The following is a 26494-nucleotide window of genomic DNA, read 5'->3' as shown; positions in this document are numbered from 1 at the left end:
AACTAACCGATTTTTTACGTTGATATGGTGAAAAGAGGGTTATTCCTCTGCTGGGCTCGTCATCTTCGAAGGTCAGGCTGTGGGGCAAAGAGATCATTCGGTTCACGACGGGATACCCATGCGCCGGCTTTTGTTTTGCGTTCTGCCTTTGGCCATCATGCTCGCCGGCTGCTCCTCCTCCGGTTATGATTACCTCGAAACGGCGTCGATCAAGCCGAAAATGCGCTTCAAGGACACCGATCCGCAGAATTTCGGCGCGAAGCACCCGCATCAGAATGATGTGCACGGCATCGACATCTCCAAATGGCAGGGCGATATCGACTGGGCGACGGTGAAGAATTCGGGCGTTGCCTTCGCCTTCATCAAGGCGACCGAGGGCAAGGACAGGCTCGACCCCCGATTCGACGAATATTGGCGCGAAGCGCGCGCCGCCGGCATCCCGCACGCCCCCTATCATTTCTATTATTTCTGCTCCTCGGCCGACCAGCAGGCCGACTGGTTCATCAGCAACGTGCCGAAGGAGGCGATGCGCCTGCCGCCGGTGCTCGACGTCGAATGGAACGGCGAATCGAAGACCTGCCGCTATCGTCCCGACCCGGCGACGGTGCGCGCCGAAATGCAGCGTTTCATGGACCGGCTGGAGGCCTACTACGGCAAACGGCCGATCATCTATACTTCGGTCGATTTCCACCGCGAGAATCTCGTCGGCTACTTCCCGGACTATCATTTCTGGGTGCGCTCCGTGGCCAAGCACCCCGAGGTGACCTATTCCGACCGCCGCTGGGCCTTCTGGCAATATACGTCCACCGGCGTTGTCCCCGGCATCAAGGGGCCGACCGATATCAACGTCTTTGCCGGCAGCGCAAAGAACTGGAACAACTGGGTCGCGACCGTTTCCAAGGATAGAAATTCTTAGTAACGTCTTTCAATCTTTCTTGCTTCCGTCACATTCCTCTGTGAAAGCGACGGGCATCCATTTGCTATTTGCTATAAGGACCGCATTCATGCACCGCTCGCTCGCAAGCCGCTCTGCACTCGCCCTCCTGTTTGCCCTGACCTTTGCCGGCGGCGCGGCCGCACAGCAGGCGCCTGCCGCCTCCGCTCCGGCGGCAGCGCCCTGCGGCGGCGATCTGTCCGCCTTCCTTGCGGGCGTCAAGGCCGATGCGATTGCCGCCGGCGCCAGTGCCGCGGCCGCCGACGAGGCGCTTGCCGGCGCCGAGATCGATCCCAAGGTGCTCAGCCGGGATCGCGCCCAGGGCGTCTTCAAGCAGACCTTCCTCGAATTCTCCCAGCGCACCGTCAGCCAGGCCCGCCTCGACATCGGCCGCCAGAAGATGAAGCAATATGCCGACGTCTTTGCCCGGGCCGAGCAGGAATTCGGCGTTCCCGCAGGCGTCATCACCGCCTTCTGGGCGATGGAAACCGATTTCGGCGCCGTCCAGGGCGATTTCAACACCCGCAACGCCCTGGTGACGCTCTCGCATGACTGCCGCCGCCCCGAGCTCTTCCGCCCGCAGTTGATCGCTCTCATCGAGATGGTCCAGCACGGCGACCTCGACCCCGCCACCAATACCGGCGCCTGGGCCGGCGAGATCGGCCAGGTGCAGATGCTGCCGCGCGACATCATCGCCTATGGCATGGACGGCGACGGCGACGGCCATGTTCGCCTGAAGCAGAGCGGCCCGGACGCCATCCTGACGGCGGCGAAATTCATCCAGCACCTCGGCTTCGAGCGCGGCCAGCCCTGGCTGCAGGAAGTCACCCTGCCCAACAATCTGCCTTTCGAGAAATCCGGCCTTGGCGGCACCATGAAGGCCAGTGACTGGTTCGCGCTCGGCGTCACCCCGCGCGACGGCAACACCGCCTTCGGCGATCTCGAAGGCGACCTCGTGCTGCCGCAGGGCCGCATGGGACCAGCCTTCATCGCCTACCCAAATTTCAAAATCTATCTCGAATGGAACAAGTCGTTCATCTACACAACGTCGGCCGCCTATTTCGCCACCCGGCTTTCCGGCGCCCCGACCTATTCCAAGGGCACGCCTGAACAGGGGCTCGCCAACGAGCAGATGAAGACGCTGCAGACCAAGCTGCAGTCGCTCGGCCATGATGTCGGCGAGATCGACGGCATCCTCGGTTCCGGCACGCGTGTCGCGATCCAGAAGGAGCAGCAGCGCCTCGGCATGCCGGCCGACGGCTGGGCGACGCCTGCCCTCCTCAACGCTCTCTGATCCCTGACAATTTTCCGCCACCCGCTTCGCAAGAAACGGGTGGCGCCGTTTTCCGCCTGCGCTAAGTCTGTACGAGGTTTTAGCTGGAGGACGCGGCGTGGACAGCAGAATGAATGCCTGGACCTGGGGGCTGCTGGTCCTGCTCGGCCTGATCTGGGGCGGCTCCTTTTTCTTTGCCCGCATCGCCGTCCAGCACGTGCCGCCGCTGACCCTCGTCTTCTTGAGACTACTGCTCGCAGCGACCGCGCTGCATGTCTATATTGCCGGCCGCTTCGATATCTATCCGATCCTCAAGGCCCGCTGGCGGGAATTCCTCATCCTCGGCGTCATCAACAATGTCCTGCCGCATGCGCTGATCTTCTTTGGCCAGACCCGCATCGGCGCCGGCCTTGCGGCAATCCTCAACGCGACGACGCCGATCTGGACCGTGCTCATCGCCAATTACCTCACCTCGGACGAGAAGCTCTCCTCGGCAAAGATCGCCGGCTGCCTCGTCGGCCTTGCCGGCACCATCGTGCTGATCGGCCCCAGCATCTCCACCGGCAGCGAAGCGCCGCTCTGGGCGCTGCTGCTTCCGGTGCTTGCCGCCGTCTCCTACGGTTTCGCCGCCACCTACGGCAAACGTTTCAAGGGCGTTCCCTCCCCCGTTACCGCCGCCGGCCAATTGACCGCCTCCTCGCTGATCGCATTGCCGCTGTCGCTTCTCGCCGATCGCCCCTGGGAGCTTGCCACGCCGCCGCTCGATGCGCTGCTTGCCATCCTGGCGCTGGCGCTGCTGTCGACGGCCTTCGCCTACATTCTCTATTTCCGGATCATGGCAATGGCCGGCGCCACGAACGCCTCGCTCGTCACCCTGCTGGTGCCGCCGGGGGCCATCCTTCTCGGCGTCCTCTTCCTCGGCGAAAGGCTCAGCCTCGCCGAATTCGCCGGCATGGCGCTGATCGGTTTCGGCCTCGTTATCCTCGACGGCCGCGCCTATCGCCTGTTGACGAAACCAGCCTAAGAACGGTTGCATTTCTCTATCTTTTCAACCTGTTGCATAGCCGCCATGTTTTGGGCGCATAGGTGAATCCGCAATCGCCTGATTTAACGCCGCGTTAAAATCTGTGAACAAAAATTAGCGATAAATTATCGTTTTATCTCAATAGCTTGGGAAAACGATCTTCGACTTATCCACCGGCCATTTCGGCGGTGCAGCATAAAATCCGCTTTCCAACCGACATATTTCAGACATAATATCGGCCGGTTAACGCGAGGAGACAGACATGGGACTCACGCAATCCTTGAATGTTCTGTTGGTCAGTGCGGCGTTCGCTTTCGTCCTATCCATGCTCTTCATCTGAGCCGGGATGACAAAAACGTAACGCTGATAGTGCCTAAACTCCCCTGATCAATCCGCCATGAAAAAGCGCATGTCCCGCCCGACATGCGCTTTTCACTTTTGAGCGGAGACGAAAGATCAGGCGGCGGCGCCGGCGCTCTTTGCCGGGCGGCGGGAAAAGCCGAGATTGTCGAGCACGGCGGAGACCAGCGGCGCGCGGTTCATCGTATAGAGATGGAACTCATCGATGCCGCGCCGCACGAGATCCTCGATCTGTTCGGCGGCGACTTCGGCCGCGACCTTCGCCCGCTCTTCCGGCTTGTCGTCGTAGCCGGCGAAACGCTCGTCGAGGAAGGCTGGGATGATCGTGCCGCAGGCGCCGGCGAAGCGCTTCAACTGCGTCAGGTTCTGGATCGGCATGATGCCGGGCACGATGGGAATCGAGACGCCGGCAGCCCGCACCCGCTCCAGATAACGTTCGAAATTGTCATTGTCGAAGAAGAACTGCGTCAGCGCCCGGTCGGCGCCGTTATCGGCCTTGCGCTTCAGCATCTCGATATCGGCGGCCGTATCACGGCTTTCCGGATGTTTTTCCGGATAGGCGGAGACCGAGATCTCGAAATCGCCGATCGCCTTCAGGCCCGCCACCAGCTCGGCCGCATTGGCGTAGCCGCCGGGATGCGGCTGGTAGGGCGCCCCCGCGCCGCCCGGCGCATCGCCGCGCAGCGCCACGAAATGCGTCACGCCAGCCTTGCGGAAGGTGTCGATCACCTGATGCGTCTCTTCCTTCGTCGCGCCGACGCAGGTCAGGTGCGAAGCGGTGGCAAGCGGCGTCTGCCCCAGGAAGCGCGTGACGGTCGACAGCGTCGGCGTCTTGGTGGTGCCGCCGGCGCCATAGGTCACCGAGACGAAATCCGGGTCCCAGTCCTGCAGCTTGCTGACGGTCTCCCAGAGCTGGCCTTCCATCTCTTCCGATTTCGGCGGGAAGAATTCGAAGGAGATCCCGATGTTGCGCCCGCGTGCTTCGTTGTTCAAAGCCATGTCATACTCTCCCGGCAAATGTAGGTTCGGCGCCTTCGCTTAGTTGCGAAGCCATGAGGCGCCTCGGATCGCGCGCGAGCCAGACGGTGACCGTCAGCCCCTGCCCGCTCTGCTGACCCGGATGAAGATCGACGACCTGCTCGACATCGAGCCCGGTCTTGCGCAGCCAGTCGGACATCGCCTGGTGCGAGAAGCCGAGACGGACATGGGCATGTTCGTCGCGGAGATATTCGAGCGCGTGCGGTGCGAGGTCGATGACCACGAGCCGGCCGCCCGGCCGCAGCATGCGCGCCGCTTCCGCGATCGCAATCTCCGGCTGGTCGAAGAAATGCAGCACCTGATGGATCGTCACCAGATCGAAATCCTGTCCCTCGAACGGAAGGTTCAGGATATCGGCGTGGCGCACCGTCGCCTTGGTGATGCGGGATTTGTCAAGATTGGCGCGCGCCACGCTCAGCATGTCGCGGCTGGCGTCCACGCCGATGGCGCGGCGGTAAAGCCCTGACAGCAGCTCGAGGATGCGGCCGGTGCCGGTGCCGAGATCGAGCAGCGAATCGATCGGCTGGTTGCCGAGCAGCCGGATGACTGCGGCGTCCACTTCTTCGTCGGCCGCATGCAGCCGGCGAAGCTCGTCCCATTCCGCAGCGTTGCGGCTGAAATAGGCCTGGGCCCGTTCGGCGCGCTGGCGCTTGACCTGCGAAAGCCGCTCGCCGTCGCGAAGGACGGTCGGATCATTCTCCGAGACATGCTTCAGCAGCGCCCGCACGAGCATGGCCGCCTTGCCGTCCTGCTTGAGCCGGAAATAGGCCCAGGCGCCTTCCTGATAGCGTTCGATTAGCTCGGCTTCGCCGAGCAGCTTCAGGTGGCGGGAGATGCGCGGCTGAGACTGGCCGAGAATTTCCGTGAGATCGGTGACCGTCAGATCGCCGCCGTCGAGAAGCGCCAGAAGACGCAGACGCGTAGGCTCGCCGGCCGCCTTCAAGACGTCCACCAGCCCATCCAGTCCAAGCTTCAAAGGTTCGCTCATTAACCGCCCAATCAAGATATAAAGATATCTTTATGTGATTTGAAAAGCGGTGGCAAGCGGCAATTCGCACTCTCCGCGAAATTGCCTGCTCAAATTGCGACAGAGCCCCAATGCATACTGCCCGAGCGCGCGCAGCGATTTCAAGAGGCCGATATCCATTAAAAACAAAGATTTAGACGCGCCGCATGAGTGAGGGTCGAGGGCGGCACGCTTAAACGACAAAGCCCCGGACGAACCAGGGCTCAGCTTGTTGAAAACCTCTCTTTTGTCGCGACGCCATCCTCGGCCTTGTGCCGAGGATCTGCTCCGCATCGGCCGTCGCAGATGCTCGGGACAAGCCCGAGCATGACGAAAGAGGAGTTGGCGGCCTCAGTCGCAGGCCTGACCGACAGGAGGCAATCAGCGCGTCAAGCGCTTATGAGCCTGGCTGCCCGGGTTCAGCGCATCGGGGCCGAGGCGGCGGATCTTGTCCTGTTCGTAATCCTCGAAGTTGCCTTCGAACCATTCGACATGGCCCTCGCCTTCGAAAGCGAGGATATGCGTCGCCAGGCGGTCGAGGAACATGCGATCGTGGCTGATGATGATGGCGCAGCCGGCGAAGTTCTCCAGCGCGTTTTCGAGCGCGCCCAGCGTTTCCGTGTCGAGGTCGTTGGTCGGTTCGTCGAGCAGCAGAACGTTGCCGCCTGATTTCAGCATCTTGGCGAGGTGCACGCGGTTGCGCTGGCCGCCCGAGAGATTGCCGACCTTTTGCTGCTGATCGCCGCCCTTGAAGTTGAAGGCGCCGCAATAGGCGCGGGAGTTCATGTCGAACTTGCCGAGCTTGATGATTTCGGCGCCGCCGGAGATCTCTTCCCAGACCGTCTTGTCGGCGGCAAGCGCGTCGCGGCTCTGGTCGACATAGCCGAGATGCACGGTCTCGCCGATGCGGATCGAGCCGCCGTCGGGCTTTTCCTGGCCGGTGATCATCTTGAACAGCGTCGTCTTGCCGGCGCCGTTCGGGCCGATGATGCCGACGATGCCGCCCGGCGGCAGCTTGATCGACAGGTCGTTGATCAGCGTGCGGCCTTCGAAGCCCTTGGTGATGCCTTCCATCTCAATGACCACCTGGCCGAGACGCTCGCTGACCGGGATGATGATCTGCGCGTCGCCGGGACGCTGCTTCTCGGCCGCCTCCACCAGCTGCTCGTAGGACTTGATGCGCGCCTTGGACTTGGCCTGACGGGCCTTCGGGCTGGAGGCGATCCATTCCTGTTCGCGACTGATCGCCTTCTGACGTCCGGCCTCTTCGCGGTTTTCCTGCAGCATGCGCTTGGCCTTCGCCTGCAGGTAGGCCGAGTAGTTGCCTTCGTAAGGAATGCCGCGGCCGCGGTCGAGTTCCAGGATCCAGCCGGTGACGTTATCCAGGAAGTAGCGGTCGTGGGTGATCATCATCACCGCGCCCGGATAGTCGCGCAGGTGCTTTTCGAGCCAGGCGATGGTTTCGGCGTCAAGGTGGTTGGTCGGTTCGTCGAGCAGCAGCAGATCCGGCTGCGACAGCAACAGGCGGCAGAGCGCGATACGGCGGCGCTCACCACCCGAAAGCGTGGTCACATCCGCATCGCGCGGCGGGCAGCGCAGGGCTTCCATCGCCATCTCGACCTGGCTTTCCAGATCCCAGAGATTCTGGCTGTCGATGATATCCTGGAGCTTCGCCCCCTCTTCCGCCGTCTCGTCGGAATAGTTCATCATCAATTCGTTGTAGCGATCGACGATGGCCGTCTTGGAGGCAACGCCTTCCATGACGTTCTCGAACACGGTCTTGGCGGGATCGAGCTGCGGCTCCTGCTCGAGATAGCCGACCGTCGCACCCTCGGCGAGCCAAGCTTCGCCGGTATATTCCTTGTCCTTGCCGGCAATGATGCGCAGCACAGTGGATTTACCGGCGCCGTTCGGGCCGAGGATACCGATCTTGGCATCGGGGTAGAAGGAAAGGTGGATATTCTCCAGGATCTTCTTGTTGCCATAGGCCTTGTTGAGGCCGGACATGTGATAGATGAACTGACGTGCCATACTGCGCTGCTCCGGGCGGGAAACTTCGATTGTGCCGCTATGTAGGCGAAACAGCGCCTGCGGGCAACGCCGAAACCCGGTTTACGCAGGATTTCCGGTCAGAAGCCCGCAGCGTCGACGACGCCCTCATTGCAGCCGAAGGAGGTTTTTCCCGCTCCCTGGATCAGATCGGCGAGTGCCGCGGTTTTTGCCGATGCCGTCCCCGCCTGCTCCGAAAGCCCGATCGTCAGCTCGCTGATCATCCTGACATTGCCGGCACGGCGGCAGCTCATCTTGACGCGGTCGCCCGCCCCCGGCCCGAAGCTCTTGTCGAAAGCCGCCTTGATCGCCTCGGCCTTGACCGTCTTGCCGATATTGGCGGCGAAGAGATCGCGCACGGCCGACGCGTTGAGCGCGGTCAAGAGATGCATGCTGACGCCGAAATAGTCTTCCGCGCTCATCTTCGTGCAGGTGCCGTGCTTGACCCATTCATGCCGATCCAGGCCGGATTGCGTGCCGGGCATCGCCTTTGCGAGCGACGCCTGCGTCTCGGCCGACAGCGTCACCGTCGGCAGCTTGTTCCAGTCGCCATCCTTGTCCACGACCTTCTGGTCATCGGCGACCCCGCAATAATCCTGCCGCATCGGCCAGAGACCGTGCAGCGAGAAATTGGTGGCATCGGCACGCTCGCCGGTCTGGCTGGCGCATTCAGCTCTCTTCTGGTTGGTCTGGCAAAAGGCAGGCTGCCAGCTCGCGGCCAGAATGAAGCGGGTGCGCCCGCCGCCTTCCTGCGCCACAGCGCTGCCGGCAAGAACCATCGATAAGGCGAACGCCAAGGTACGCAACTGAATGCTGCTCATTTCAACCCCCAAAAGAACAATAGGGGAACAAATAAGCACGAAGCGTGAAAGCCCGCAACCCTGAATCGCAGCGATATTGTAATTTGTTATCGGATAAATCAAACGCTGATGTTGCATTTGCCTGCCGATCTGGTCTGTTGCCGCAAGGAGGACCCGCATGTTTTCTGAAACGCACAGGCTCGCCGTGCCGGAGGCGTCGCTTACCTATCATCGTACCGAGGCTGCCGGCCCGGCACGCGGGATCCTGCTGATATCGCACGGCCTTGCCGAACATTCGAAACGTTACCGCGTCTTCGCCGAGGCGATGGCGGCGCGCGGCTATCATGTTTATGCCCATGACCACCGCGGCCATGGTGAGACGACGGCGCCCGACGCGCCGATCGGCCGCTTCGCCCGGCGCGGCGGCGTTGCCAGGGTGATCAGCGACGTCATCGCCATGCGCACCCATGCGGTCTCCCGCCACCCCGGCCTGCCGGTGATCCTCTTCGGCCATTCGATGGGCGGCCTCATCGCCCTCAATGCTGCCGTCACCGCGCCGGCCGATTTCGACGCCGTCGCCGTCTGGAATTCAAATTTTGCCGCCGGCCTTGCCGGCCGCGCCGCCCAGGCGATCCTCCTTGCCGAGCGCATGCTGAAAGGCTCCGACGTGCCGAGCGGCCTGCTTCCGAAGCTCACCTTCGGCGCCTGGGGCAAATCCATTCCCGGCCGCCGCACGGAATTCGACTGGCTGTCGCGCCTCCCCAGCGAAGTCGACAAATATGTCGCCGATCCCCTCTGCGGCTTCGACGCATCGGTCTCCCTCTGGCTCGACGTCTTCGAACTGACCTTCCGCGCGCCGCAGAAGATCCACCTCGACCGCCTGCCGCGCGATATGCCGATCCATCTCGTCGGCGGTGGACAGGACCCGGCGACGGAGCGTGGAAAAGCCATCCTCTGGCTGTCAAAACAATTGAAAGGCCGGGGCTTCTCCCGTATCAGCACAGTGATATATCAGGATATGCGGCATGAAACGCTGAACGAGCTCGGCGCGGATGCCGCGATCGCAGCCTTCGCGGATTGGTGCGACGAAACCGTCGCCGGACCGCGAGCGACCAGATCCTGAGCAACAGGGAACCCATCATGCCGAGCACCGCCGCCCGTCCCGCTCCTTCCGCTTCCGAGGTGACGACGGGGCTTGCGCTGATGTTTCTCTCGGTGATGGTCTCACCCCTCATCGATATCTTCGCCAAGCTCGCGGTGGTGACCGTCCCCTCCGCCGAGATCACCGCTGCCCGTTTCGCCGTCCAGGCGCTCTGCATGCTGCCGATCGTGATATGGCGGCGCTGCTTCATCGATTTCTCCTGGCGCCAGAACCTGTTCCACGCCATCCGCGGCGCGATCATCACCGTCTCGATGGTCTCCTTCGTCACCACGCTGAAATATATGGCGGTCGCCGATGCGATCGCCATCTTCTTCGTCGAGCCGATCATGCTGACGATCCTCGGCGGCATTTTCCTGAAGGAAACGATCGGCTGGCGGCGCTATACGGCCTGCGGCGTCGGCTTCTTCGGGGCGATGCTGATCATCCAGCCGAGCTTCCAGGAGGTCGGCTACGTCGCGTTGCTGCCCGTCGTCAGTGCGCTCTGCATCGCGATCTTCGTCCTGATGACCCGTGTCCTCTCGCATCGGGAAGACCCCTGGTCGATGCAGTTCCAGATGGGCATCTGGGGTCTCGTCTTCTGCACCATCCTGCTGCTCGTCGGCGAAGGTAGCGGCTCCGATATCTTCGATCCGGTCATGCCCGAAGGCAGCGCCTGGTTCTATCTCGCCGGCGTCGGCGCCACGGCCGCCACGGCCGGCATCCTCGGCGTCTATGCCTATCGCGCGGCACCGGCCTCGACGCTCGCGCCGCTGCAATATTTCGAGATCGTCTCGGCGACGATCTTCGCCTGGCTTGTTTTCGGCGACTTCCCGAATGCCATCAAATGGCTCGGCATCATGATCATCATGGCATCGGGCTTCTACATCCTCTGGCGCGAGCGCCGCTTTGCTTCAAAGCCCGTATCCGATACATCTGAGGTGACGCTGGCGCCGTAGACATTGCCGGGAGGAACATGACGGAGACCGTGACCAAAAAGCCGCCGCTTACCGGCATCAGGGTGATCGAGCTTGCCCGCGTGCTTGCCGGTCCCTGGGCGGGGCAAATGCTCGCCGATCTCGGCGCCGATGTCATCAAGGTCGAAAATCCCGACGGCGGCGACGATACGCGCCAATGGGGTCCGCCCTTCGTCGAGGGTGCGGACGGCGAAAACCTCTCGGCCGCTTATTATCACGCCGCCAATCGCGGCAAGCGCTCCGTCACCGCCGACCTGAAAAGCGCGGAAGGGCAGGATCTCGTCCGCCGCCTCGTTGCGTCAGCCGATGTGGTGATCGAGAATTTCAAGCTCGGCGGCCTCGTCAAATACGGGCTCGATTACGACAGCCTGCGCCGGATAAACCCGAAGCTCGTCTATTGCTCGATCACCGGCTTCGGCCAAACCGGCCCCTATGCCAGCCTCGCGGGCTACGACTATATCGTCCAGGGCATGTCCGGCTTCATGTCGATCACAGGCGAGCCGGGCGGCCAGCCGATGAAGGCCGGTGTGGCGATTGCCGATATCTTCACCGGCATCTATGCTGTCTCGGCGATCGAAGCTGCTTTGATCCATGCGCTGAAATCAGGCGAAGGCCAGCTAATCGACATGGCGCTGCTCGACGTGCAGTCGGCCGTGCTCGCCAATCAGAACATGAACTACCTCATCTCCGGCGCCGCGCCGACCCGCCTCGGCAATGCCCATCCGAATATCTCGCCTTACGAAGTCGTGCCGGCGGCCGACGGCTATTTCATTCTCGCGGTCGGAAACGACGGCCAGTTCCGCCGCCTCTGCGCCATCCTTGGCCTGGAGACGATATCAGGCGACGAGCGTTTTTCCACCAACAAGGCCCGCGTCGCCAATCGTGGCGAGGTGCGCCGCCTCATTTCGACCGAGACGCTGAAATGGCAGAAGGCGGATCTCTTGAAGGCCTGCGAAGAGAATGGGGTTCCATCGGGCGCGATCAACACGATCGAGGAGATGTTCGCCGACCCGCAGGTGCAGGCCCGCGGCTTGCGCATCGATCTTGCCGATGCCGCCGGCACCCTCATCCCGGGCGTCAGAACGCCGATCGTGCTGTCCGAGACGCCGCTGCATTACATCAGGCCGAGCCCGCGCCTCGGCGAACATAACGAAGAAATTCTCACCGAACTCGAAGAGCGCGAGAGGAAGGCATCGTCATGAAGAAGACCGGCGGGGAACTGATCGTCGAGGCGCTGAAGGCGAACGGCGTCAAACGCCTCTCCTGCGTGCCCGGAGAAAGCTTCCTCGCCGTCCTCGATGCGCTGCGCGACAGCGATATCGACGTCCTCGTCTGTCGCCAGGAAGGCGGCGCGGCGATGATGGCGGATTGCTGGGGCCGGCTGACCGGCGAGCCCGGCATCTGCATGGTCACCCGCGGCCCGGGCGCCACCAACGCCTCCGCCGGGCTGCACATCGCCAGGCAAGATTCGATCCCGATGATTCTCTTCATCGGCCAGGTGCAGCGGGAAGCGCGCGAGCGCGAGGCCTTCCAGGAGGTCGAATTCCGCCGCGCCTTCACCGAATTCGCCAAATGGGTGGGCGAAATCGACGATGCCGCCCGCATTCCCGAATTTGTCACCCGCGCCTTCACGGTCGCCACCTCAGGCCGTCCCGGCCCCGTCGTGCTGACACTGCCGGAGGACATGCTGCGCGACGAGGTGGAAGCGCCCCGCGCCAAGCGCTACACCCGTGTCGAGGCCCATCCCGGCCGCAGGCAGATCGACGATTTCTATCTGCGCCTGCTAAAGGCCGAGCGACCGATGGTGATCCTCGGCGGCACCCGCTGGGATGCCGATGCCGTCGCCGATTTTGCAAGCTTCGCCGAGCGCTTCCATCTGCCCGTCGGCTGCTCCTTCCGCCGGCAGATGCTGTTCGATCATCTCCATCCCTGTTATTCAGGCGACGTCGGGATCGGCATCAATCCAGCGCTCGCCAAGGAGATCAAGGAGAGCGACCTTCTGATCCTGCTCGGCGCACGCATGTCGGAAATGCCGTCCTCCTCCTACACGCTGCTCGACATCCCCTACCCCCAGCAATCGCTCGTCCATGTTTATCCCGACGCCTCCGAACTCGGCCGCATCTACCGCCCGGATCTCGCCATCTGCGCAGCCCCTGCCGATTTCGTCGCCGCCCTCGCCGATCTGGAAGCGCCGGCCGAGCCCCACTGGGCGGAGCGCACCGGGCGCATGCACCAGGCCTATCTTTCCTGGTCGAAGCCGCCGGCAACAGGTCCAGGCGCGGTCCACATGGGTCCGATCATCGAATGGCTGGAGGCCAATACCGGGCCGGAGACGATCTTCACCAATGGCGCCGGCAATTACGCGACCTGGCTGCACCGCTTCCATCGCTTCCGCCGCTTCAACACGCAAGCCGCCCCAACCTCCGGCTCGATGGGTTACGGCCTGCCGGCCGCCGTCGCCGCCAAGCGGCTCTTTCCCGAGCGGGAGGTCATCTGCTTTGCCGGCGACGGCTGTTTCCTGATGCATGGCCAGGAATTCGCCACCGCTATCCGCTACGGCCTGCCGATCATCGCAATCGTCGTCAACAACGGCATGTACGGCACGATCCGCATGCATCAGGAGCGCGAATATCCCGGCCGCGTCAGCAGCACCGATCTGACCAATCCCGATTTCGCCGCCCTTGCCCGCGCCTATGGCGGCCACGGCGAAACCGTGGAAACGACTGAGGAATTCGCCCCGGCCTTCGAGCGGGCGCGCCAAAGCGGCAAGCCGGCAATCATCGAGGTCAAGCTCGACCCCGAAGCGATCACGCCGACCAGGACGCTCTCGGAAATCGCGCAAACAAAAAGCCGGTGAGCCCGTGGCTGGCTCCATTCGGAGTCAGTCCAGAACCCACCGGCTTCAGCCGATCAAACGGCACGACTTTTAGTCGAGCGCGGCCGTGACGATGAACTCGACCTTGTACTTCGGCGCAGCGAGCTTGGCCTCGCTCGTGGCGCGGGCCGGCGGATTGGCCGGATCGATCCAGGCCTCCCAGGCTGCGTTCATCTCGCCGAAATAAGCGATGTCGGAGAGATAGACGAGGGTCTGCAGGATCTTCGACTTGTTGCTGCCGGCGGCGGTCAGCAGGCGGTCGACCTCGGCCAGCGCGGACTTGCACTGATCGGTGACGCTTTCGCCTTCGCCGACCTGGCCTGCGAGATAAACCGTGTTGCCGTGAATGACAGCGCCGCTCATGCGCGCGCCGACGTCGATACGCTTAATGCTCATCATAGTCTCCTGAGTGAATGGAAAGGGACGGCGCTGCGGTGCAGCGCCGGAAAATCAGCACCGATGGCGCTTTAGCTGCGGATATGGTGCGTCTTCTGATAGATCGCCGTCGAGCGGGCGCCCGAGCGGCAATAGCCGAGCATCGGCCGCGGGAATTCGTCGAGCGCATCGACCATGCCCTGCACCGCTTCCTCGGTCACGCCCATCGGCCCGACCGGCACGTGGGAGATCTCGAGACCGAGTTCCCGCGCGCGCGCCTCGATCACCGAAAACGACGTCTGGTCAGGGCTTTCGTGGTCGGGGCGGTGGCAGACGATCGATTTGAAGCCCATCGCCTTGATCTCGTCGAGATCTTCGAGCGTGATCTGACCCGAAACCGAATATTCATCGTCGATCTGGCGAATATCCATCGTCTTGTCTCCTGATAAATCGTGGGCTGAAGGTCTACGACGGGAGGCCGTCGAGCGTCAACAAACACTTCGCTTACAGGAAGGCAAAGCTCAGCGCATAGCTGCGGCTTTCCCCGGGCGCCAGCATGTTGAACTCGCCGGCAGCCTCGATCTCGTGGCGCAGGACCCAACGGTGCGAGACGGGCTCGAGGCCGATGATATGGGCCGGCGCCTTCTGGTTTCGCCAGACCTGCAGGTAGGGCAACGTATCGGCGCGGAAGCGCACGCGGAGCGTCCTGCCGCCGATCGCGGCGATCGGGCCGAGCCGGACTTCCGCGAACCCCTGCTGCGCCGCTGGCGCCGGCACGCAGAAGATGCCGCCCGGTTCCTCGCCGAAGGTCCACGGAAAGCCGCCATTCTCCAGCATATGCCCTTCGAGCCGCGTACCGTCGTCCAGCCACTTGCCGCCGGTGTTGATGTGATACATCAGGAAGGTCGGGACCGTCTGGTCGCTGGTATTGACGATGCGGTCGTCGAGCCGCACCTCGCCGGTTGCCCCGTCGATCCGCCAGAGCCGCTCGATGCGCTGCGGCAGCCCCTCGACGGTGGTGATGTCGATATCGGCGCGGCATTCGGCATTGCCGTTCTCGAACTTCGTCCACAGCACCTTCGCGGCATGGCCGGAGGCCGATCCGTGCAGCGGATAGACCTTGCCGTCGGCCCGGCCGGCGATCGGTTGGCGGTGGCGAATATGGTCCGGCCCGCAGGTGAAGAGGAAGCCTTCGAGCGAGTGATCGATTCGCGGATCGCCATCGTCGGGAATGGCGCGCTTCGGCGCGATATCGACGCCTTCGACGATGCATCCGCCGATATCCAGCACCGATGTTTCATCCAGCATCAGGCGCGGCCCGCGTGCGGCGGCAAATTCGATCATCTCGGGTCTCCTCAAGGATTTATCGGCCCTTAGAGCGCCGTGCGTCCTTTCGGACGCACAAAAGGACGCTCTAACGCTTTGAATCAACGCATCGTGCTTTCCGAAAATCGATTCTAACTTTCGGAAAGCACGATGCGTCAGCGTTAGATTTTGCGCCGTCTCTCGTCAATTGGACGCTTTCCGTCTCTTGCGCTTTTGCCGCAACCATGGATTTTGCGGAACTGAGGCGGAGAGGCAAACGTTTATGAGTAAAAGGAAATCTTAGTGATTTTCATATTTTGTTCAGCACGGTTTCATAAATTCCACACTAGCGTCAAAATTCGCGGGTGTGTGTCTGCCCAGTCACTGTTCGAGGTGTGAGACGTGAATCGCTTTTTGAAGTCGGCATTTTCCGTTGCGGCCGTGTTGGCGGCCCTTGCTGCCGCAGCGCCCGAGACAGGCGCGCAGCAGTTCCGCGACCGGCGCCAGGGCGATGTCGTGCTGGTCACGCCGAACGGCGAGATCCTCGATTACGTTCCGCAGGGCTTTGCCTATGCCCGCGACCGCAGCGGCAACCGCGTGCTGATCGACGGCTACGGCAATATCGTCGCCACCGAGATGCGCGCCCGCGGCTATTATCCGCCGCGCCCCGGCCCGCGCGACGGCTATGCCGACCAGTACGGCAACGATCCCTATTATGCCGATGACAACCAATACGGCGATACGCGCTATTCCGAGCGCGGCGCAGTCACCGGCGGCATCCCGCGCGATGCGGCGATCGAACGCCAGCCGCTCGGCGAGCAGCCCTATCCCGACGACAACAGCATCGGCAATCCGCAGTCGGGCGACGACTATGCCTCAATCGATCCCGACCAGCAGATCCCGCCCGCCGATGCGCCGAGAACCGCGCCCGAAGAGCCCGTCATCACGCTCAAGGACAAATCGAAGCCGGAGATCGTCGCGCTGCAGGTCTTCCTCGATCGCGCCGGCATCTCCCCCGGCGTCATCGACGGCCATATGGGATCGAACGTCACCAAGGCGATCTATGCCTATGACCAGATGACCGGCTCCAAGCTCGATCCAAACAATACCGACGCCATTCTCGAAGAACTGCGCATGACCGGCGGCCTGCCCGTCGTCAGCTACACGATCACCCCGGCCGATGCCGCCGGTCCCTTCGTCGCGGAGATCCCGGAAGACTATTCGCATAAGGCGCTGCTGCCGTCGCTCGCCTTTACCTCGACCACGGAAATGCTCGCCGAGCGCTTCCACATGGACGAGGCCTTCCTCAAGGAGATGAACCCCGGCGCCGATTTCAGCGTTCCCGGCACGGTGATCAAGGTCGTCAATCCCGGCGAAGCGAAGACTGGCGAAGTTGCCCGCATCATCGCCGACAAGGGCCGCAAGCAGGTCTTCGCCTATGACGGCGCCGGCAATCTGCTCGCCGCCTATCCGGCATCGATCGGTTCCACCGACACGCCCTCCCCCTCGGGCACCGTGACGGTCGAGCGCGTCGCATTCAATCCCGGCTATACCTATAATCCGAAGATCAATTTCCAGCAGGGCGCCAACGACAAGATCCTCAACATCCCGCCCGGCCCGAACGGCCCGGTCGGCACCGTCTGGATGGCGCTTTCCAGGCCGACCTACGGCATTCACGGCACGCCCGAGCCCTCCAAGATCGGCCGCACCCAGAGCCATGGCTGTATCCGCCTGACCAACTGGGATGCGACCGAGCTCGCCAAGATGGTCAAGCCGGGCGTGACGGTGGAATTTGTGGACTGACGGGCGACCCCGGCTCGCCTTTTTGACACAACAATCTAGCGCGGGCCGCGGCGGCAGTTCAAATTTGCTCTCCCGTCGCAAAGTTTGGAACCTGAAAGCGCGCCAAAAGCTATTAAATCTGTAGATTTCACTTCCTAACCATTTTGGAGGTCGTATGAAATCGCTTTTTCGATTGGCTTTGGGCGCATTGGCGAGTTTGCTCGCGGTAAGTGCCGCACGCGCTGCCGACATCTCGGAAATTCGGGTGGACTGGGCGACCTACAACCCGGTCAGCCTCATCCTGAAGGATGAAGGCATCCTGGAAAAGGAATTCGAGAAGGACGGGATCAAGATAACCTGGGTCCAATCGGCTGGCTCCAACAAGGCGCTCGAGTTCCTGAATGCCGGTTCCCTCGACTTTGGCTCGACGGCAGGTGCGGCCGCCCTGATCGGCCGCATTAACGGCAATCCGATCAAATCCATCTATGTCTATTCGCGGCCGGAATGGACCGCGCTGGTCACACGCAAGGATACCGGCATTGCCAATGTCGCTGACCTCAAGGGCAAGTCCATCGCGGTGACGCGCGGCACCGACCCGCACATCTTCCTGGTCCGCGCTCTTGCCGATGCCGGCCTCACGGAAAAGGATGTCTCGCTTGTTCTGCTGCAGCACGCGGACGGTCGCCTGGCGCTGAAGCGGGGCGATGTCGACGCTTGGGCCGGCCTCGATCCGATCATGGCCTCCGCCGAGATCGAAGATGGCGACGTGCTCTTCTATCGCAAGCCGGAAAACAACAGCTGGGGCGTTCTCAACGTCCGTGAGGAGTTTGCCGTCGCGCATCCCGACATCGTCAAACGCGTGCTGGCCTCCTACGAGAAGGCCCGCGCTGAAGCTTTGAAGGATCCTGCCAAGCTCAAAGCCGCCCTCGTTGCCGCCACCAAGCTGCCCGATACCGTGATCGATCGCCAGTTGGAGCGCACCAACCTCGGCTATTCCGTCATCGGCGATGCGCAGCGCCAGACGATCGAAGCCGCCGGTCTCGCCTTGCAGAAGGCCGATGTCATCAAGCCGGATGTCGACATCGCCAAGGCCGTATCCGGCCTGATCGATCCCAGCTACGCCTCCGCCGCGCTCGGCCAGTGAAGCGATAGGAATTCCCATGTCGTTGGTCGACATCGCGCTGTCATGGCGCAATACCGAAATGGGAAAGGAAACCCGGCAGCGCCGGGTTTCGCCTTTCGATCATCCGATCGTCGGAATCCTGTTTCCCGTCGCGTTCTTCGTCGCCTGGGAGATCCTCGTCCGCACGGGAATGGTCGGCGGCCGCCTGATGCCTCCACCTTCGAAAATTCTTTATACGGTCTATGCGCTGGCGGCCTCCGGCGATCTGGCAACGCATGTCGGGGCGACACTGCGCCGGGTCGTGATCGGTTTTGCCTTCGGGTCTCTGGCGGGGACGGTGCTCGGAGCGCTGACCGGCTACTCCGGGCTGCTCGCGCGCCTGCTCGATCCGACGCTGCAGGCCTTGAGAGCCATTCCGTCGATTGCCTGGGTGCCGCTGTTCATCCTGTGGTTCGGCATCTTCGAGGCCTCCAAGGTCGCCTTGATCGGTGTCGGCGTCTTCTTCCCTGTTTATCTCGGCGTCTATGGCGCCGTCGTCGGCGTTGACAGGCGCATCGTCGAAGTCGGCCGCGTCTTTCGGCTTTCAGGGCTCGAACTCATTCGCCTGATCCTGCTGCCGGCCGTCCTTCCGGATTTTATCCTGGCCTTGCGCGCAGGCCTCGGCCTCGGCTGGATGTTCGTCGTCGCAGCGGAATTCATGGGCGCGTCGGAGGGGCTCGGATATCTGCTTGTGGATGGTCAGCAGCTCGGGAAACCGGACCAGATCCTCGCCGCCATCTTGATCTTCGCCCTTGTCGGCAAGGCGACCGACAGCCTGCTTCTGATTGCGGCCGCGCCGTTTCTGCGCTGGCGCGACAGCCATGGGAGCGCGACCTGACATGCTCGATATCCGCGCTCTATCGAAGATTTATCCCAATAGAACGCATGCGCTGCAGGATTTTTCCCTGAACATTGGAAAGGGAGAGCTGGTTGCGGTCATCGGCGGATCGGGCTGCGGCAAGAGCACGCTTCTCAGGCTGTTGTCCGGCTTGGAAGCACCGACACAAGGCGAGATCAACCTAAAGGGCCGGCGGCTGACGGAGCCGGACCCACTCGTGAATATCGTCTTCCAGGAGCCTCGGCTCTTTCCTTGGCTGACGGTCGCGGACAATATCGGTTTCGGGCTGCGTCATCTGCCAAGCAGCGACCGCGAGGAGCAGGTCTCGGCGGCCCTGGAAAAGATCGGCCTTCGCGGCTACGAGAAGCGCTGGATCAAAGAGCTGTCCGGCGGGCAGGCTCAACGCGTGGCCCTGGCACGCGCGCTCGTGACGAAACCGGCCGTGCTCTTGCTGGACGAGCCCTTCTCGGCGCTCGACGCGATGACGCGCGTCGAGCTTCAGGATCATCTGATCGATCTATGGCGCGTGAATGCCACGACGATGCTGCTGGTCACGCACGATATCGAAGAGGCCGCCTTCCTGGCGGATCGCGTGGTCGTGATGCGCCCCTGGCCGGGACGCATTCTGGAAGTGGTCGATGTCGGGCTGCCGCGGCAGCGCAATCGCATGTCGGACGAATTGGCCGAGGTCAAAAGGCGCCTCTCAGGCCTTCTGGCTCATTCTCTCCATGAGGGCGGCCGCACGGCAAGCCGCTGAAAAGCAAAATGCGTCGCGGGGCGAACCGGACGCATTTTTCTCTGAAGGCTGCGTGATCAGTCAGGCCGCCGTCGCCATGCGGGCCGAGGCCGGCAGCCGGACCGGCAGCTTGCGCATCATTTCCTCGGCGAAACAGGTGGCGTTCTCACGCGCCTTGTCGAGATTGCTGACGCGCGCGGGGTCGATCGTGTGCAGCGTGCCGCCACAGTCGAAGATGTCGCGGAAGGCCGAGCGCTCGATGATCGCCGTATCCAGCACCGGCACGTGACGCTCGCTGAGCAGCGACTTGACGAGCTGCAGCGCTCTCGTCGTCACCATCGAATTGACGCGGGTCAGCACCACCGAATGGCCGATCTTGATGCCTGCCTTCTCGTCCAGATATTGCAGCAGTTCGAGCACCTGTGCGCCGCCGCGCGCATCCATCGCACAGCCCTGGATCGGGATCAGCACGTGGTCGGAAAGGCCGACGGCGGTGGCGAGCAGCGGATTGCGCGCGCCCGGCAGGTCGACGATGAAATAGTCGGTATTGTGCTTGTTCTCGCTGATATGCTGCGGCAGCGAGGCGGTGGTCACGAAATCGATCACCGACACATTGGGCACATGGCCCGAGATCTCATGCCAGCGTGAAATCCAGTGCTGCGGATCGGCGTCGAGAATGGTGACGCGGAAACCCTTGCGGGCAAGCTCTGTCGCGAGCAGGAGAACAGCGGTCGTCTTGCCGGCGCCGCCCTTGGTGTTTGCGAAAGTAATGACTGGCATATCAGGTCCTCGGAGGGAAATGGCGCGAGCCGGCATCGCTCTTTTGCGCACTGTCGGAGCATCGTGCGGTTAAGCCATCCTTTACAATCATGGTTAACAAATTCCGAACGCGCCCGGCGAAATTGCAGCCGGTATTTTTCACATCCCTAAAACTCAGGATGCCACCGGAACAAAAAAGCCCGGAAAGCCGAGCTTTCCGGGCCAGTATGAGATCCGCCGTCAATTCTCAGAAGCAATCCCTGAACAACGCCTTGGTGTTTTCGAGCGTCATCGCAACCGGGTTGCCACCGGCGCTCGGGTCCTCGATCGCCATGGCCGACAATTCGTCGATGCGGTCGGGGGCGATTCCCATCGCCGTCAGCGTTTCCGGCACGCCGAGGTCGGAACGAAGCTTCAGCACATAATCGTAGAAGCCGTCGAAGCCGCCCGAAATGCTGAGATAGGCGGCCGCACGGCCGATCTTCTCCTCGATCGCGGCGCGATTGAAGCGCAGCACCGCCGGCATGACAACCGCATTGGTCATGCCGTGATGGGTGTTGTAGACCGCGCCGATCGGGTGCGACAGCGCATGGATGGCGCCGAGCCCCTTCTGGAAGGCGACCGCGCCCATGGCGGCGGCCGACATCATGTTGGCGCGGGCTTCGAGGTCGGTTCCTTCCCTGTAGGCGCGCGGCAGGAATTCCTTGACGAGCCGCATGCCTTCCAGCGCAATGCCCGCCGACATCGGATGATAGAAGGGCGAGGAATAGGCTTCCAGGCAATGGGCGAAGGCATCCATGCCGGTGCCGGCCGTAATGATCTTCGGCATGCCGACCGTCAGCTCGGGATCGGAGATGACGACTCCAGGCAGGAACTTCGGATGGAAGATGATCTTCTTCACATGCGTTTCGGAATTGGTGATGACGCTGGCGCGGCCGACTTCCGATCCGGTGCCCGCCGTCGTCGGCACGGCGACGATCGGCGCAATGCCCTCGACGCTGGCGCGCGTCCACCAGTCGCCGACATCCTCGAAATCCCAGACCGGCCGCGTCTGGCCGACCATGAAGGCGACGCACTTGCCGAGATCGAGGCCCGAGCCGCCGCCGAAGGCGACGACGCCGTCATGGCCGCCATCCTTGAAGGCCTTGATGCCGGCTTCGAGGTTTTTCTCGTTCGGGTTCGGATCGACTTCGGCGAAGATCGCCCGGCCAAGGCCGGCATCTTCGAGAATATCGAGCGCGTTCTTGGTGATCGCCATCGAGGCGAGGCCGCGGTCGGTGATGAGCAGCGGCTTCTTCATGCCGAGGCTCTCGCAGGCGTCGGCCAGTTCCTTGATGCGGCCCCGGCCGAGCTTGACCGATGTCGGATAGCTCCAGTTTGCGGTGATGTTGCTGCTGCTCATGCTGTGACTTTCTTCAGGTGGAAGGATTTCGGGCGCGTCAGATTCTGGAAGCCGATGATCGACAGCGAGCCGCCGCGGCCGGTCTCCTTGACGCCGGTCCAGCAGAGCGCCGGATCGAGATAGTCCGCGCGGTTCATGAAAACGGTGCCGGTTTCGATCTCGCGGCCGAGCCGCGCTGCCCGTTCGGCATCCCTCGTCCAGAGCGAGGCGGTCAGCCCGTATTGGCTGTCGTTCATCAGGCCGAGCGCCTCCTCGTCGCTCTTTACCTTCATGATGCCGACCGCCGGACCGAAGGTCTCCTCGCGCATGAAGGCCATGGAATGGTCGACATCGACGAGGACCTGTGGTGCCAGATAGGCGCCGCCGTCGTCCTGCGGGAAGAGTTTCGGATCGACCAGCGCCTTGGCGCCCTTCGAAACCGCGTCCGCGATCTGCTCGCGCACCACCTTGGCGAACCGCTTGTTGGCCATCGGCCCCAACGACGTCTCGGGATCGAGCGGATTGCCGAGCTTGTAGTTCGAAACCCAGGCGACCGATTTCTCGACGAAGGCGTCGTAGAGGGATTCGTGCACATAGATGCGCTCGATGCCGCAGCAGCACTGGCCGGAATTATAGGTGGCGCCGTCCATCAGCGTATCGACGGCCGCATCGAGATCGGCGTCTTCCATGATGTAGCCCGGATCCTTGCCGCCGAGTTCGAGGCCGAGGCCGGTAAAGGTGCCGGCGGCCGCCCGCTCCATCGACCGCCCGCCTTCCACCGATCCGGTGAAGTTGACGAAATTGAAGCTGCCGGCGGCAATCAGCGCCGAGGTCGTCTGATGGTCGAGGAAAACGTTCTGGAACACATCCTCCGGAACGCCAGCCTCGACGAAAGCCTGCACCAGCCGCTCGCCGACCAGCAACGTCTGCGAGGCATGTTTCAGCACTACGGTATTGCCGGCCATCAGCGCCGGCGCGATCGTGTTGATCGCCGTCATGTAGGGATAGTTCCAGGGAGCGACGACGAAGACGACGCCATGCGCCTCGCGCTCGATGCGGCGCTCGAAACGGTCGCTCTCCTCGACGACGAGAGGCGCCAGCGCATCAGCCGCGATCGAGGCGACATAGTTGGAGCGCTCGTTGAAGCCCTTATATTCGCCGCCATACTTCACCGGCCGGCCCATCTGCCAGGCAAGCTCCGGCACGACGGTGTCGGACATTTCGTTCAGCCGCGCGACACCCTTCAGCACTAGTTGCACGCGCTCTTCAAGCGGCCGTTTCGCCCAGGCCTTCTGCGCCTTGCGGGCGCGCGCCACCACATCCTTGGCAGCGTCGAGCGAAAGCGCCGGGCGCTCCGCGTAAACCGATCCGTCGACCGGTGAAATGCATTGGATCATTGCCATGATCGATTTCCGTCCTCGTATTGATCAAAAATTCCGTCGGAGCCGTAGCCCCTCATCCGCCTGCCGGCACCTTCTCCCCGTAAACGGGGCGAAGGGGGATAGCCGCAACCTCTCCGGCCCTCGCCAACGTCTCACAGGGCAGGTCCCCTCTCCCCGTTTTTACGGGGAGAGGGTTAGGGTGAGGGGCAAGCAACTCGCAAAATGCTATTAAGCTCTTTCGAACCCGCGCGCCACTTCCCAATCGGTGATGCGGCGGTCGTATTCTTCCTGCTCCCATTCGGCAGCACGGGTATAGTGGTCGATCACATCGTCGCCGAAGGCTTTGCGCAGCATTGCCGATTCCGTCATCGCCGTCGTGGCTGCGCGCAGCGTGCGCGGAATTTCGCGGATATCCTTGCCGCCATAGGCGTCGCCGACGAACGGGGCCTCGAGTTCCAGCTTGTTTTCGATCCCGTCGATGCCGGCGGCAAGCAGCGCGGCGAAGGCGAGATAGGGGTTGAGATCGGAGCCGCCGACGCGGCATTCGATGCGGATCCCCTTGGTCTCCTCGCCGCAGAGCCGATAGCCTGCGGTGCGGTTGTCCTTGCTCCAGATCGCCTTGGTCGGCGCAAAGGTGCCGGCCATGAAGCGCTTGTAGGAATTGATGTAGGGTGCCAGGAAATAAGTGATCTCGCTCGCATGGGCGAGAAGCCCGGCAACATAATTATGCATCAGCGGCGACATGCCGTATTTGCCGGTATGGTCGAAGAACAGCGGCTTTTCCTCCAGGCTCCAGAGCGACTGGTGGATATGCGAGGAGCTGCCGGCGGCATTGTAGTTCCACTTGGCAAGGAAGGTGATGGCCTTGCCCTTCGACCAGGCGATCTCCTTGCAGCCGTTCTTGATGATCGCGTGCCGGTCGGCCATGGCGAGCGCGTCGGCATAACGCACATTGATCTCCTCCTGGCCGGCGGAAGCCTCGCCCTTGGAGTTTTCGACCGGAATGCCGGCACCCTGCAGGCCGGTGCGGATCGCCCGCATCACCTCTTCCTCCTTGGTGGTCTGGAAGATGTGGTAGTCCTCGTTATAGGCGCTGGCGAGCTTCAGGTTGCGGTAGCCCGAGCTATGGGCGGCCTCGTAACTCTGGTCGAACAGGAAGAATTCGAGCTCGGAAGCCATATAGGCCTTCATACCCATGTCTTCGAGGCGCTTCACCTGCTTCTTCAGGATCGCCCGCGGCGAATGGGCGACCTCTTCGTGTGTGTGATGGTCGAGCACGTCGCAGAGCACCAGTGCCGTGCCCTCCAGCCAGGGGGTGCGCCGCAAGGTCGAAAGATCCGGCTTCATCGTATAGTCGCCGTAGCCCTTTTCCCAGCTCGTCGCCTTGTAGCCGGAGACGGTCTCCATCTCCATGTCGGTGGCGATCAGATAGTTGCAGCTATGCGTCTCCTTCCAGGCGCTTTCGACGAAATATTCCGCCTGGAAACGCTTGCCCATCAGCCTTCCCTGCATGTCCACCTGGCAGGCGAGAACCGTATCGATGCGCCCTTCGGCAACATCCTTCCTGAGATCGTCGATTGTGTAGCTGCTGCTCATGATTGATCCGCCTGAAACTGGGATTGAGAAATCGGGGCAACGAAATCGCATTCGCTCGGCCGGACGCTGCGGCCCGATGCCATTTCGTTGATCCGGTGGCTGGGCCGCGGAGGCGGCCCAGCCATTGAGAGGGAAGCTTCGATGCTTAGCGTTCGCCGCTTTCGCCGACGGCCGCTTCGGCCGCCGCGATTTCGGCTTGGCGTTTTGCCACCTCGGCGCCGATCGGCGGCCCCTTGAAGCGGCGGCTTTCGAAGCCGAACCAGACGATCCCGGTGACCACGAGGAAGCCGACGGTGATGTAGAGCGCCCATTCGTTCGGCGGCTGAATGCCGAGAATGAAGATCAGCACCATCGCGATGATCGTCAGCACGGCAAAGAGCTTGAAGACGCCCTCGCCGAGATTCCACGGACCCATCTTGTCCCACTTCGACGTACCCCAGGCAAAGAGGCCGAGCGTGATCGGGATCGCGAAGGAGAAGAACAGGAAGATGACCGTGCACGAGACGACGATCGTATAAACCGGCGTGTCGCCGATCGTAACGAGCGAAGAGCCCCATACGAACAGCACCGACAGGATCGAACCGGTCCAGATCGCAGCGACCGGCGTGCGGTACTGCGGGCTGACCTTCGACAGCGCCTTCGATGCCGGCAGGCCGCCGTCACGCGAGAAGGCAAAGATCATGCGCGAAACCGAGGTGACGGTCGCAAGGCCGCACAGCCACTGGCTGACGAAGATCGCGAGATAGAGGAGGTCCTTGACGATGGGGTTGACCTGGCTGTCCATCGCCCAGAAGAACACGTTCCAGCCCTGCTTGGCCGCGTCGTCCATGTTCGGCAGCATGAGCACGAAGGCGCACAGCATGATATAGCCGAACAGCGCCGACCAGAGGACCGAGGCAACCATGCCGCGCGGCACCGAATGGGCGGCCTTGACCGTCTCTTCCGAGGTATGCGCCGAGGCGTCATAGCCGGTGATGGTGTAGATCGGCAGCAGCAGGCCAAGCAGGAAGACCCAGGCGCCCGAGGTGGACGGCCAGACATTGCCGCCGACTTCGCCGGAATAGTTGGCGAAGGTGAAGAGACGGCCGAATTCATAGGAGGGCGCTGCGATGAGGCAGACGACCGCCAGCGCGATCGAGGTCGCGAAGATCAGATAACCCGAAAAATCGGTCAGCTTCGCGGTCAATCCGATGCCCATATGGTTCACCAGCGCCTGCGCGCCGGTGATGATCACCAGGAAGATGATGCGCACCGTCGTCGAATCCGTCAGCCCGAGATAGGTCGTGCCGAAGGAGCCCATGAAGAAATAATAGGTGCCGACGTTGATGGCGCCGAGCACGGTGACGAGACCGAGCAGGTTGAACCAGGCGGTCAGCCAGCCGGTGAAGCGGTTGCCGAGGATCGAGCCCCAGTGATAGAGGCCGCCCGCCGTCGGATAGGCCGAGCTGATCTGCGCCATGGCGACGGCGAAGACGAGCGAGATGAAGCAGCCGAGCGGCCAGCCGATGCCGATTGCCGCGCCGCCGGCGCCCGAAGTCGCCTGCGCCAGCGAATTGATGCCGCCGGAAAGGATGCAGATGATGGAGAACGATACGGCGAAGTTCGAGAATGAACTCATTCGCCGTTCGAGTTCCTGGGCATAGCCCATCGAATGCAGGATGTGCACATCCTGCTTCTTGTCTAAATCGGTATAGTCCGACATGA

General features: G+C 62.4%; 23 protein-coding genes. 11 read left to right on the top strand and 12 right to left on the bottom strand.

Annotated features, from left to right (window positions below):
• Positions 1 to 118 precede the first annotated feature (118 nt).
• The 3 genes from ATY77_RS30790 (at position 119) to ATY77_RS30780 (ending at position 3231) form a co-directional block, all read left to right on the top strand.
• Positions 119 to 916, top strand: coding sequence for a GH25 family lysozyme (locus ATY77_RS30790; protein WP_088690210.1), 798 nt, complete (start codon positions 119 to 121; stop codon positions 914 to 916).
• An 88-nt stretch (positions 917 to 1004) separates the two neighbouring features.
• A complete protein-coding gene (locus tag ATY77_RS30785) occupies positions 1005 to 2228 on the top strand; it encodes a lytic murein transglycosylase (RefSeq protein ID WP_088690209.1) in 1224 nt (407 codons plus the stop codon).
• A gap of 97 nt (positions 2229 to 2325) precedes the next feature.
• A complete protein-coding gene (locus tag ATY77_RS30780) occupies positions 2326 to 3231 on the top strand; it encodes a DMT family transporter (protein WP_088673217.1) in 906 nt (301 codons plus the stop codon).
• Between the two features lie 456 nt (positions 3232 to 3687).
• On the opposite strand, the gene metF is transcribed toward ATY77_RS30780, so the two are convergent.
• The 4 genes from metF to ATY77_RS30760 form a co-directional block, all read right to left on the bottom strand.
• Positions 3688 to 4590 (bottom strand): methylenetetrahydrofolate reductase [NAD(P)H], encoded by a 903-nt coding sequence (gene metF, locus ATY77_RS30775; RefSeq protein WP_088690208.1) that lies wholly within the window; start codon positions 4588 to 4590, stop codon positions 3688 to 3690.
• A gap of 1 nt (position 4591) precedes the next feature.
• A complete protein-coding gene (locus tag ATY77_RS30770; protein WP_088690207.1) occupies positions 4592 to 5617 on the bottom strand; it encodes a metalloregulator ArsR/SmtB family transcription factor in 1026 nt (341 codons plus the stop codon).
• A 399-nt stretch (positions 5618 to 6016) separates the two neighbouring features.
• Positions 6017 to 7666 carry an energy-dependent translational throttle protein EttA gene (gene ettA / locus ATY77_RS30765; RefSeq protein WP_088690206.1) on the bottom strand — a complete coding sequence of 550 codons (1650 nt, stop codon included), beginning with the start codon at positions 7664 to 7666 and terminating at the stop codon, positions 6017 to 6019.
• Positions 7667 to 7764: 98 nt separating this feature from the next.
• Entirely contained in the window at positions 7765 to 8505 is a 741-nt protein-coding gene (locus ATY77_RS30760; RefSeq protein ID WP_088690205.1) for a ribonuclease, read from the bottom strand.
• A gap of 157 nt (positions 8506 to 8662) precedes the next feature.
• Between ATY77_RS30760 and ATY77_RS30755 the strand changes: the two genes are divergently transcribed.
• From ATY77_RS30755 to ATY77_RS30740, 4 genes are read left to right on the top strand one after another with little or no spacing between them, the layout of a single operon-like run.
• On the top strand, positions 8663 to 9607 hold the full coding sequence (locus ATY77_RS30755) for an alpha/beta hydrolase (protein WP_088690204.1): 945 nt from the start codon (positions 8663 to 8665) through the stop codon (positions 9605 to 9607).
• A gap of 17 nt (positions 9608 to 9624) precedes the next feature.
• Positions 9625 to 10581, top strand: a complete 957-nt coding sequence (locus tag ATY77_RS30750) for a DMT family transporter (protein WP_088690203.1) — start codon at positions 9625 to 9627, stop codon at positions 10579 to 10581.
• A 17-nt stretch (positions 10582 to 10598) separates the two neighbouring features.
• A complete protein-coding gene (locus ATY77_RS30745) occupies positions 10599 to 11801 on the top strand; it encodes a CaiB/BaiF CoA-transferase family protein (RefSeq protein ID WP_088690202.1) in 1203 nt (400 codons plus the stop codon).
• Positions 11798 to 13456, top strand: a complete 1659-nt coding sequence (locus ATY77_RS30740; protein ID WP_088690201.1) for a thiamine pyrophosphate-binding protein — start codon at positions 11798 to 11800, stop codon at positions 13454 to 13456. Before ATY77_RS30745 ends, ATY77_RS30740 begins: the two co-directional genes overlap by 4 nt.
• A gap of 69 nt (positions 13457 to 13525) precedes the next feature.
• Here ATY77_RS30740 and ATY77_RS30735 read toward each other — a convergent pair whose 3' ends face one another.
• From ATY77_RS30735 to ATY77_RS30725, 3 genes are all read right to left on the bottom strand, one after another.
• On the bottom strand, positions 13526 to 13870 hold the full coding sequence (locus ATY77_RS30735; protein WP_088690200.1) for a RidA family protein: 345 nt from the start codon (positions 13868 to 13870) through the stop codon (positions 13526 to 13528).
• A 71-nt stretch (positions 13871 to 13941) separates the two neighbouring features.
• On the bottom strand, positions 13942 to 14280 hold the full coding sequence (locus tag ATY77_RS30730; protein ID WP_088690199.1) for a TIGR01244 family sulfur transferase: 339 nt from the start codon (positions 14278 to 14280) through the stop codon (positions 13942 to 13944).
• A gap of 73 nt (positions 14281 to 14353) precedes the next feature.
• The gene (locus ATY77_RS30725) at positions 14354 to 15193 is read right to left on the bottom strand and encodes a DUF4432 family protein (protein ID WP_088690198.1); all 840 of its coding nucleotides are present in this window, start codon (positions 15191 to 15193) and stop codon (positions 14354 to 14356) included.
• 363 nt (positions 15194 to 15556) lie between these two features.
• On the opposite strand from ATY77_RS30725, the gene ATY77_RS30720 reads away from it, so the two are divergent.
• The 4 genes from ATY77_RS30720 (at position 15557) to ATY77_RS30705 (ending at position 19693) form a co-directional block, all read left to right on the top strand.
• Positions 15557 to 16957 (top strand): L,D-transpeptidase, encoded by a 1401-nt coding sequence (locus ATY77_RS30720; RefSeq protein ID WP_088690197.1) that lies wholly within the window; start codon positions 15557 to 15559, stop codon positions 16955 to 16957.
• Between the two features lie 154 nt (positions 16958 to 17111).
• Positions 17112 to 18080, top strand: a complete 969-nt coding sequence (locus ATY77_RS30715; protein WP_088690196.1) for an aliphatic sulfonate ABC transporter substrate-binding protein — start codon at positions 17112 to 17114, stop codon at positions 18078 to 18080.
• 16 nt (positions 18081 to 18096) lie between these two features.
• Complete coding sequence (locus ATY77_RS30710) at positions 18097 to 18936, top strand: ABC transporter permease (protein ID WP_088690195.1); 840 nt, start codon at positions 18097 to 18099, stop codon at positions 18934 to 18936.
• 1 nt (position 18937) lies between these two features.
• Entirely contained in the window at positions 18938 to 19693 is a 756-nt protein-coding gene (locus tag ATY77_RS30705) for an ABC transporter ATP-binding protein (protein ID WP_088690194.1), read from the top strand.
• A 60-nt stretch (positions 19694 to 19753) separates the two neighbouring features.
• Here the strand turns inward: ATY77_RS30705 and ATY77_RS30700 are convergent, their stop codons facing one another.
• The 5 genes from ATY77_RS30700 to ATY77_RS30680 all read right to left on the bottom strand — a co-directional run bounded on the left by ATY77_RS30700 (position 19754) and on the right by ATY77_RS30680 (position 26492).
• Positions 19754 to 20452, bottom strand: coding sequence for a ParA family protein (locus tag ATY77_RS30700; protein WP_088690193.1), 699 nt, complete (start codon positions 20450 to 20452; stop codon positions 19754 to 19756).
• A gap of 226 nt (positions 20453 to 20678) precedes the next feature.
• Complete coding sequence (locus tag ATY77_RS30695; protein WP_088690192.1) at positions 20679 to 21833, bottom strand: iron-containing alcohol dehydrogenase; 1155 nt, start codon at positions 21831 to 21833, stop codon at positions 20679 to 20681.
• Positions 21830 to 23215 carry an aldehyde dehydrogenase family protein gene (locus ATY77_RS30690; RefSeq protein ID WP_088690191.1) on the bottom strand — a complete coding sequence of 462 codons (1386 nt, stop codon included), beginning with the start codon at positions 23213 to 23215 and terminating at the stop codon, positions 21830 to 21832. The genes ATY77_RS30695 and ATY77_RS30690 overlap by 4 nt, the downstream gene beginning before the upstream one ends.
• A 207-nt stretch (positions 23216 to 23422) precedes the next feature.
• Positions 23423 to 24790: a glutamine synthetase family protein gene (locus ATY77_RS30685; protein ID WP_088690190.1), complete on the bottom strand. Its 1368-nt coding sequence runs from the start codon at positions 24788 to 24790 to the stop codon at positions 23423 to 23425.
• A 145-nt stretch (positions 24791 to 24935) separates the two neighbouring features.
• Complete coding sequence (locus ATY77_RS30680; protein WP_088690189.1) at positions 24936 to 26492, bottom strand: amino acid permease; 1557 nt, start codon at positions 26490 to 26492, stop codon at positions 24936 to 24938.
• Positions 26493 to 26494 lie beyond the last annotated feature (2 nt).

It is taken from the genome of Rhizobium sp. R634 (assembly GCF_002211305.1).
Classification (GTDB): domain Bacteria; phylum Pseudomonadota; class Alphaproteobacteria; order Rhizobiales; family Rhizobiaceae; genus Rhizobium.
Note: the sequence above shows the minus strand (reverse complement) of the source record. Positions and strands in the feature narration are given on the sequence as shown.

Bases quoted from the DNA above. Each gene is read 5' to 3' on its own strand.
- ettA (WP_088690206.1), bottom strand. From the start codon at position 7,666: ATGGCACGTCAGTTCATCTATCACATGTCCGGCCTCAACAAGGCCTAT.
- ATY77_RS30715 (WP_088690196.1), top strand. From the start codon at position 17,112: ATGAAATCGCTTTTTCGATTGGCTTTGGGCGCATTGGCGAGTTTGCTC.
- ATY77_RS30790 (WP_088690210.1), top strand. From the start codon at position 119: ATGCGCCGGCTTTTGTTTTGCGTTCTGCCTTTGGCCATCATGCTCGCC.
- ATY77_RS30680 (WP_088690189.1), bottom strand. From the start codon at position 26,492: ATGTCGGACTATACCGATTTAGACAAGAAGCAGGATGTGCACATCCTG.
- ATY77_RS30695 (WP_088690192.1), bottom strand. From the start codon at position 21,833: ATGAGCAGCAGCAACATCACCGCAAACTGGAGCTATCCGACATCGGTC.
- metF (WP_088690208.1), bottom strand. From the start codon at position 4,590: ATGGCTTTGAACAACGAAGCACGCGGGCGCAACATCGGGATCTCCTTC.
- ATY77_RS30710 (WP_088690195.1), top strand. From the start codon at position 18,097: ATGTCGTTGGTCGACATCGCGCTGTCATGGCGCAATACCGAAATGGGA.
- ATY77_RS30745 (WP_088690202.1), top strand. From the start codon at position 10,599: ATGACGGAGACCGTGACCAAAAAGCCGCCGCTTACCGGCATCAGGGTG.
- ATY77_RS30690 (WP_088690191.1), bottom strand. From the start codon at position 23,215: ATGGCAATGATCCAATGCATTTCACCGGTCGACGGATCGGTTTACGCG.
- ATY77_RS30730 (WP_088690199.1), bottom strand. From the start codon at position 14,280: ATGGATATTCGCCAGATCGACGATGAATATTCGGTTTCGGGTCAGATC.
- ATY77_RS30725 (WP_088690198.1), bottom strand. From the start codon at position 15,193: ATGATCGAATTTGCCGCCGCACGCGGGCCGCGCCTGATGCTGGATGAA.
- ATY77_RS30760 (WP_088690205.1), bottom strand. From the start codon at position 8,505: ATGAGCAGCATTCAGTTGCGTACCTTGGCGTTCGCCTTATCGATGGTT.
- ATY77_RS30770 (WP_088690207.1), bottom strand. From the start codon at position 5,617: ATGAGCGAACCTTTGAAGCTTGGACTGGATGGGCTGGTGGACGTCTTG.
- ATY77_RS30685 (WP_088690190.1), bottom strand. From the start codon at position 24,790: ATGAGCAGCAGCTACACAATCGACGATCTCAGGAAGGATGTTGCCGAA.
- ATY77_RS30705 (WP_088690194.1), top strand. From the start codon at position 18,938: ATGCTCGATATCCGCGCTCTATCGAAGATTTATCCCAATAGAACGCAT.
- ATY77_RS30700 (WP_088690193.1), bottom strand. From the start codon at position 20,452: ATGCCAGTCATTACTTTCGCAAACACCAAGGGCGGCGCCGGCAAGACG.
- ATY77_RS30785 (WP_088690209.1), top strand. From the start codon at position 1,005: ATGCACCGCTCGCTCGCAAGCCGCTCTGCACTCGCCCTCCTGTTTGCC.
- ATY77_RS30750 (WP_088690203.1), top strand. From the start codon at position 9,625: ATGCCGAGCACCGCCGCCCGTCCCGCTCCTTCCGCTTCCGAGGTGACG.
- ATY77_RS30755 (WP_088690204.1), top strand. From the start codon at position 8,663: ATGTTTTCTGAAACGCACAGGCTCGCCGTGCCGGAGGCGTCGCTTACC.
- ATY77_RS30740 (WP_088690201.1), top strand. From the start codon at position 11,798: ATGAAGAAGACCGGCGGGGAACTGATCGTCGAGGCGCTGAAGGCGAAC.
- ATY77_RS30735 (WP_088690200.1), bottom strand. From the start codon at position 13,870: ATGAGCATTAAGCGTATCGACGTCGGCGCGCGCATGAGCGGCGCTGTC.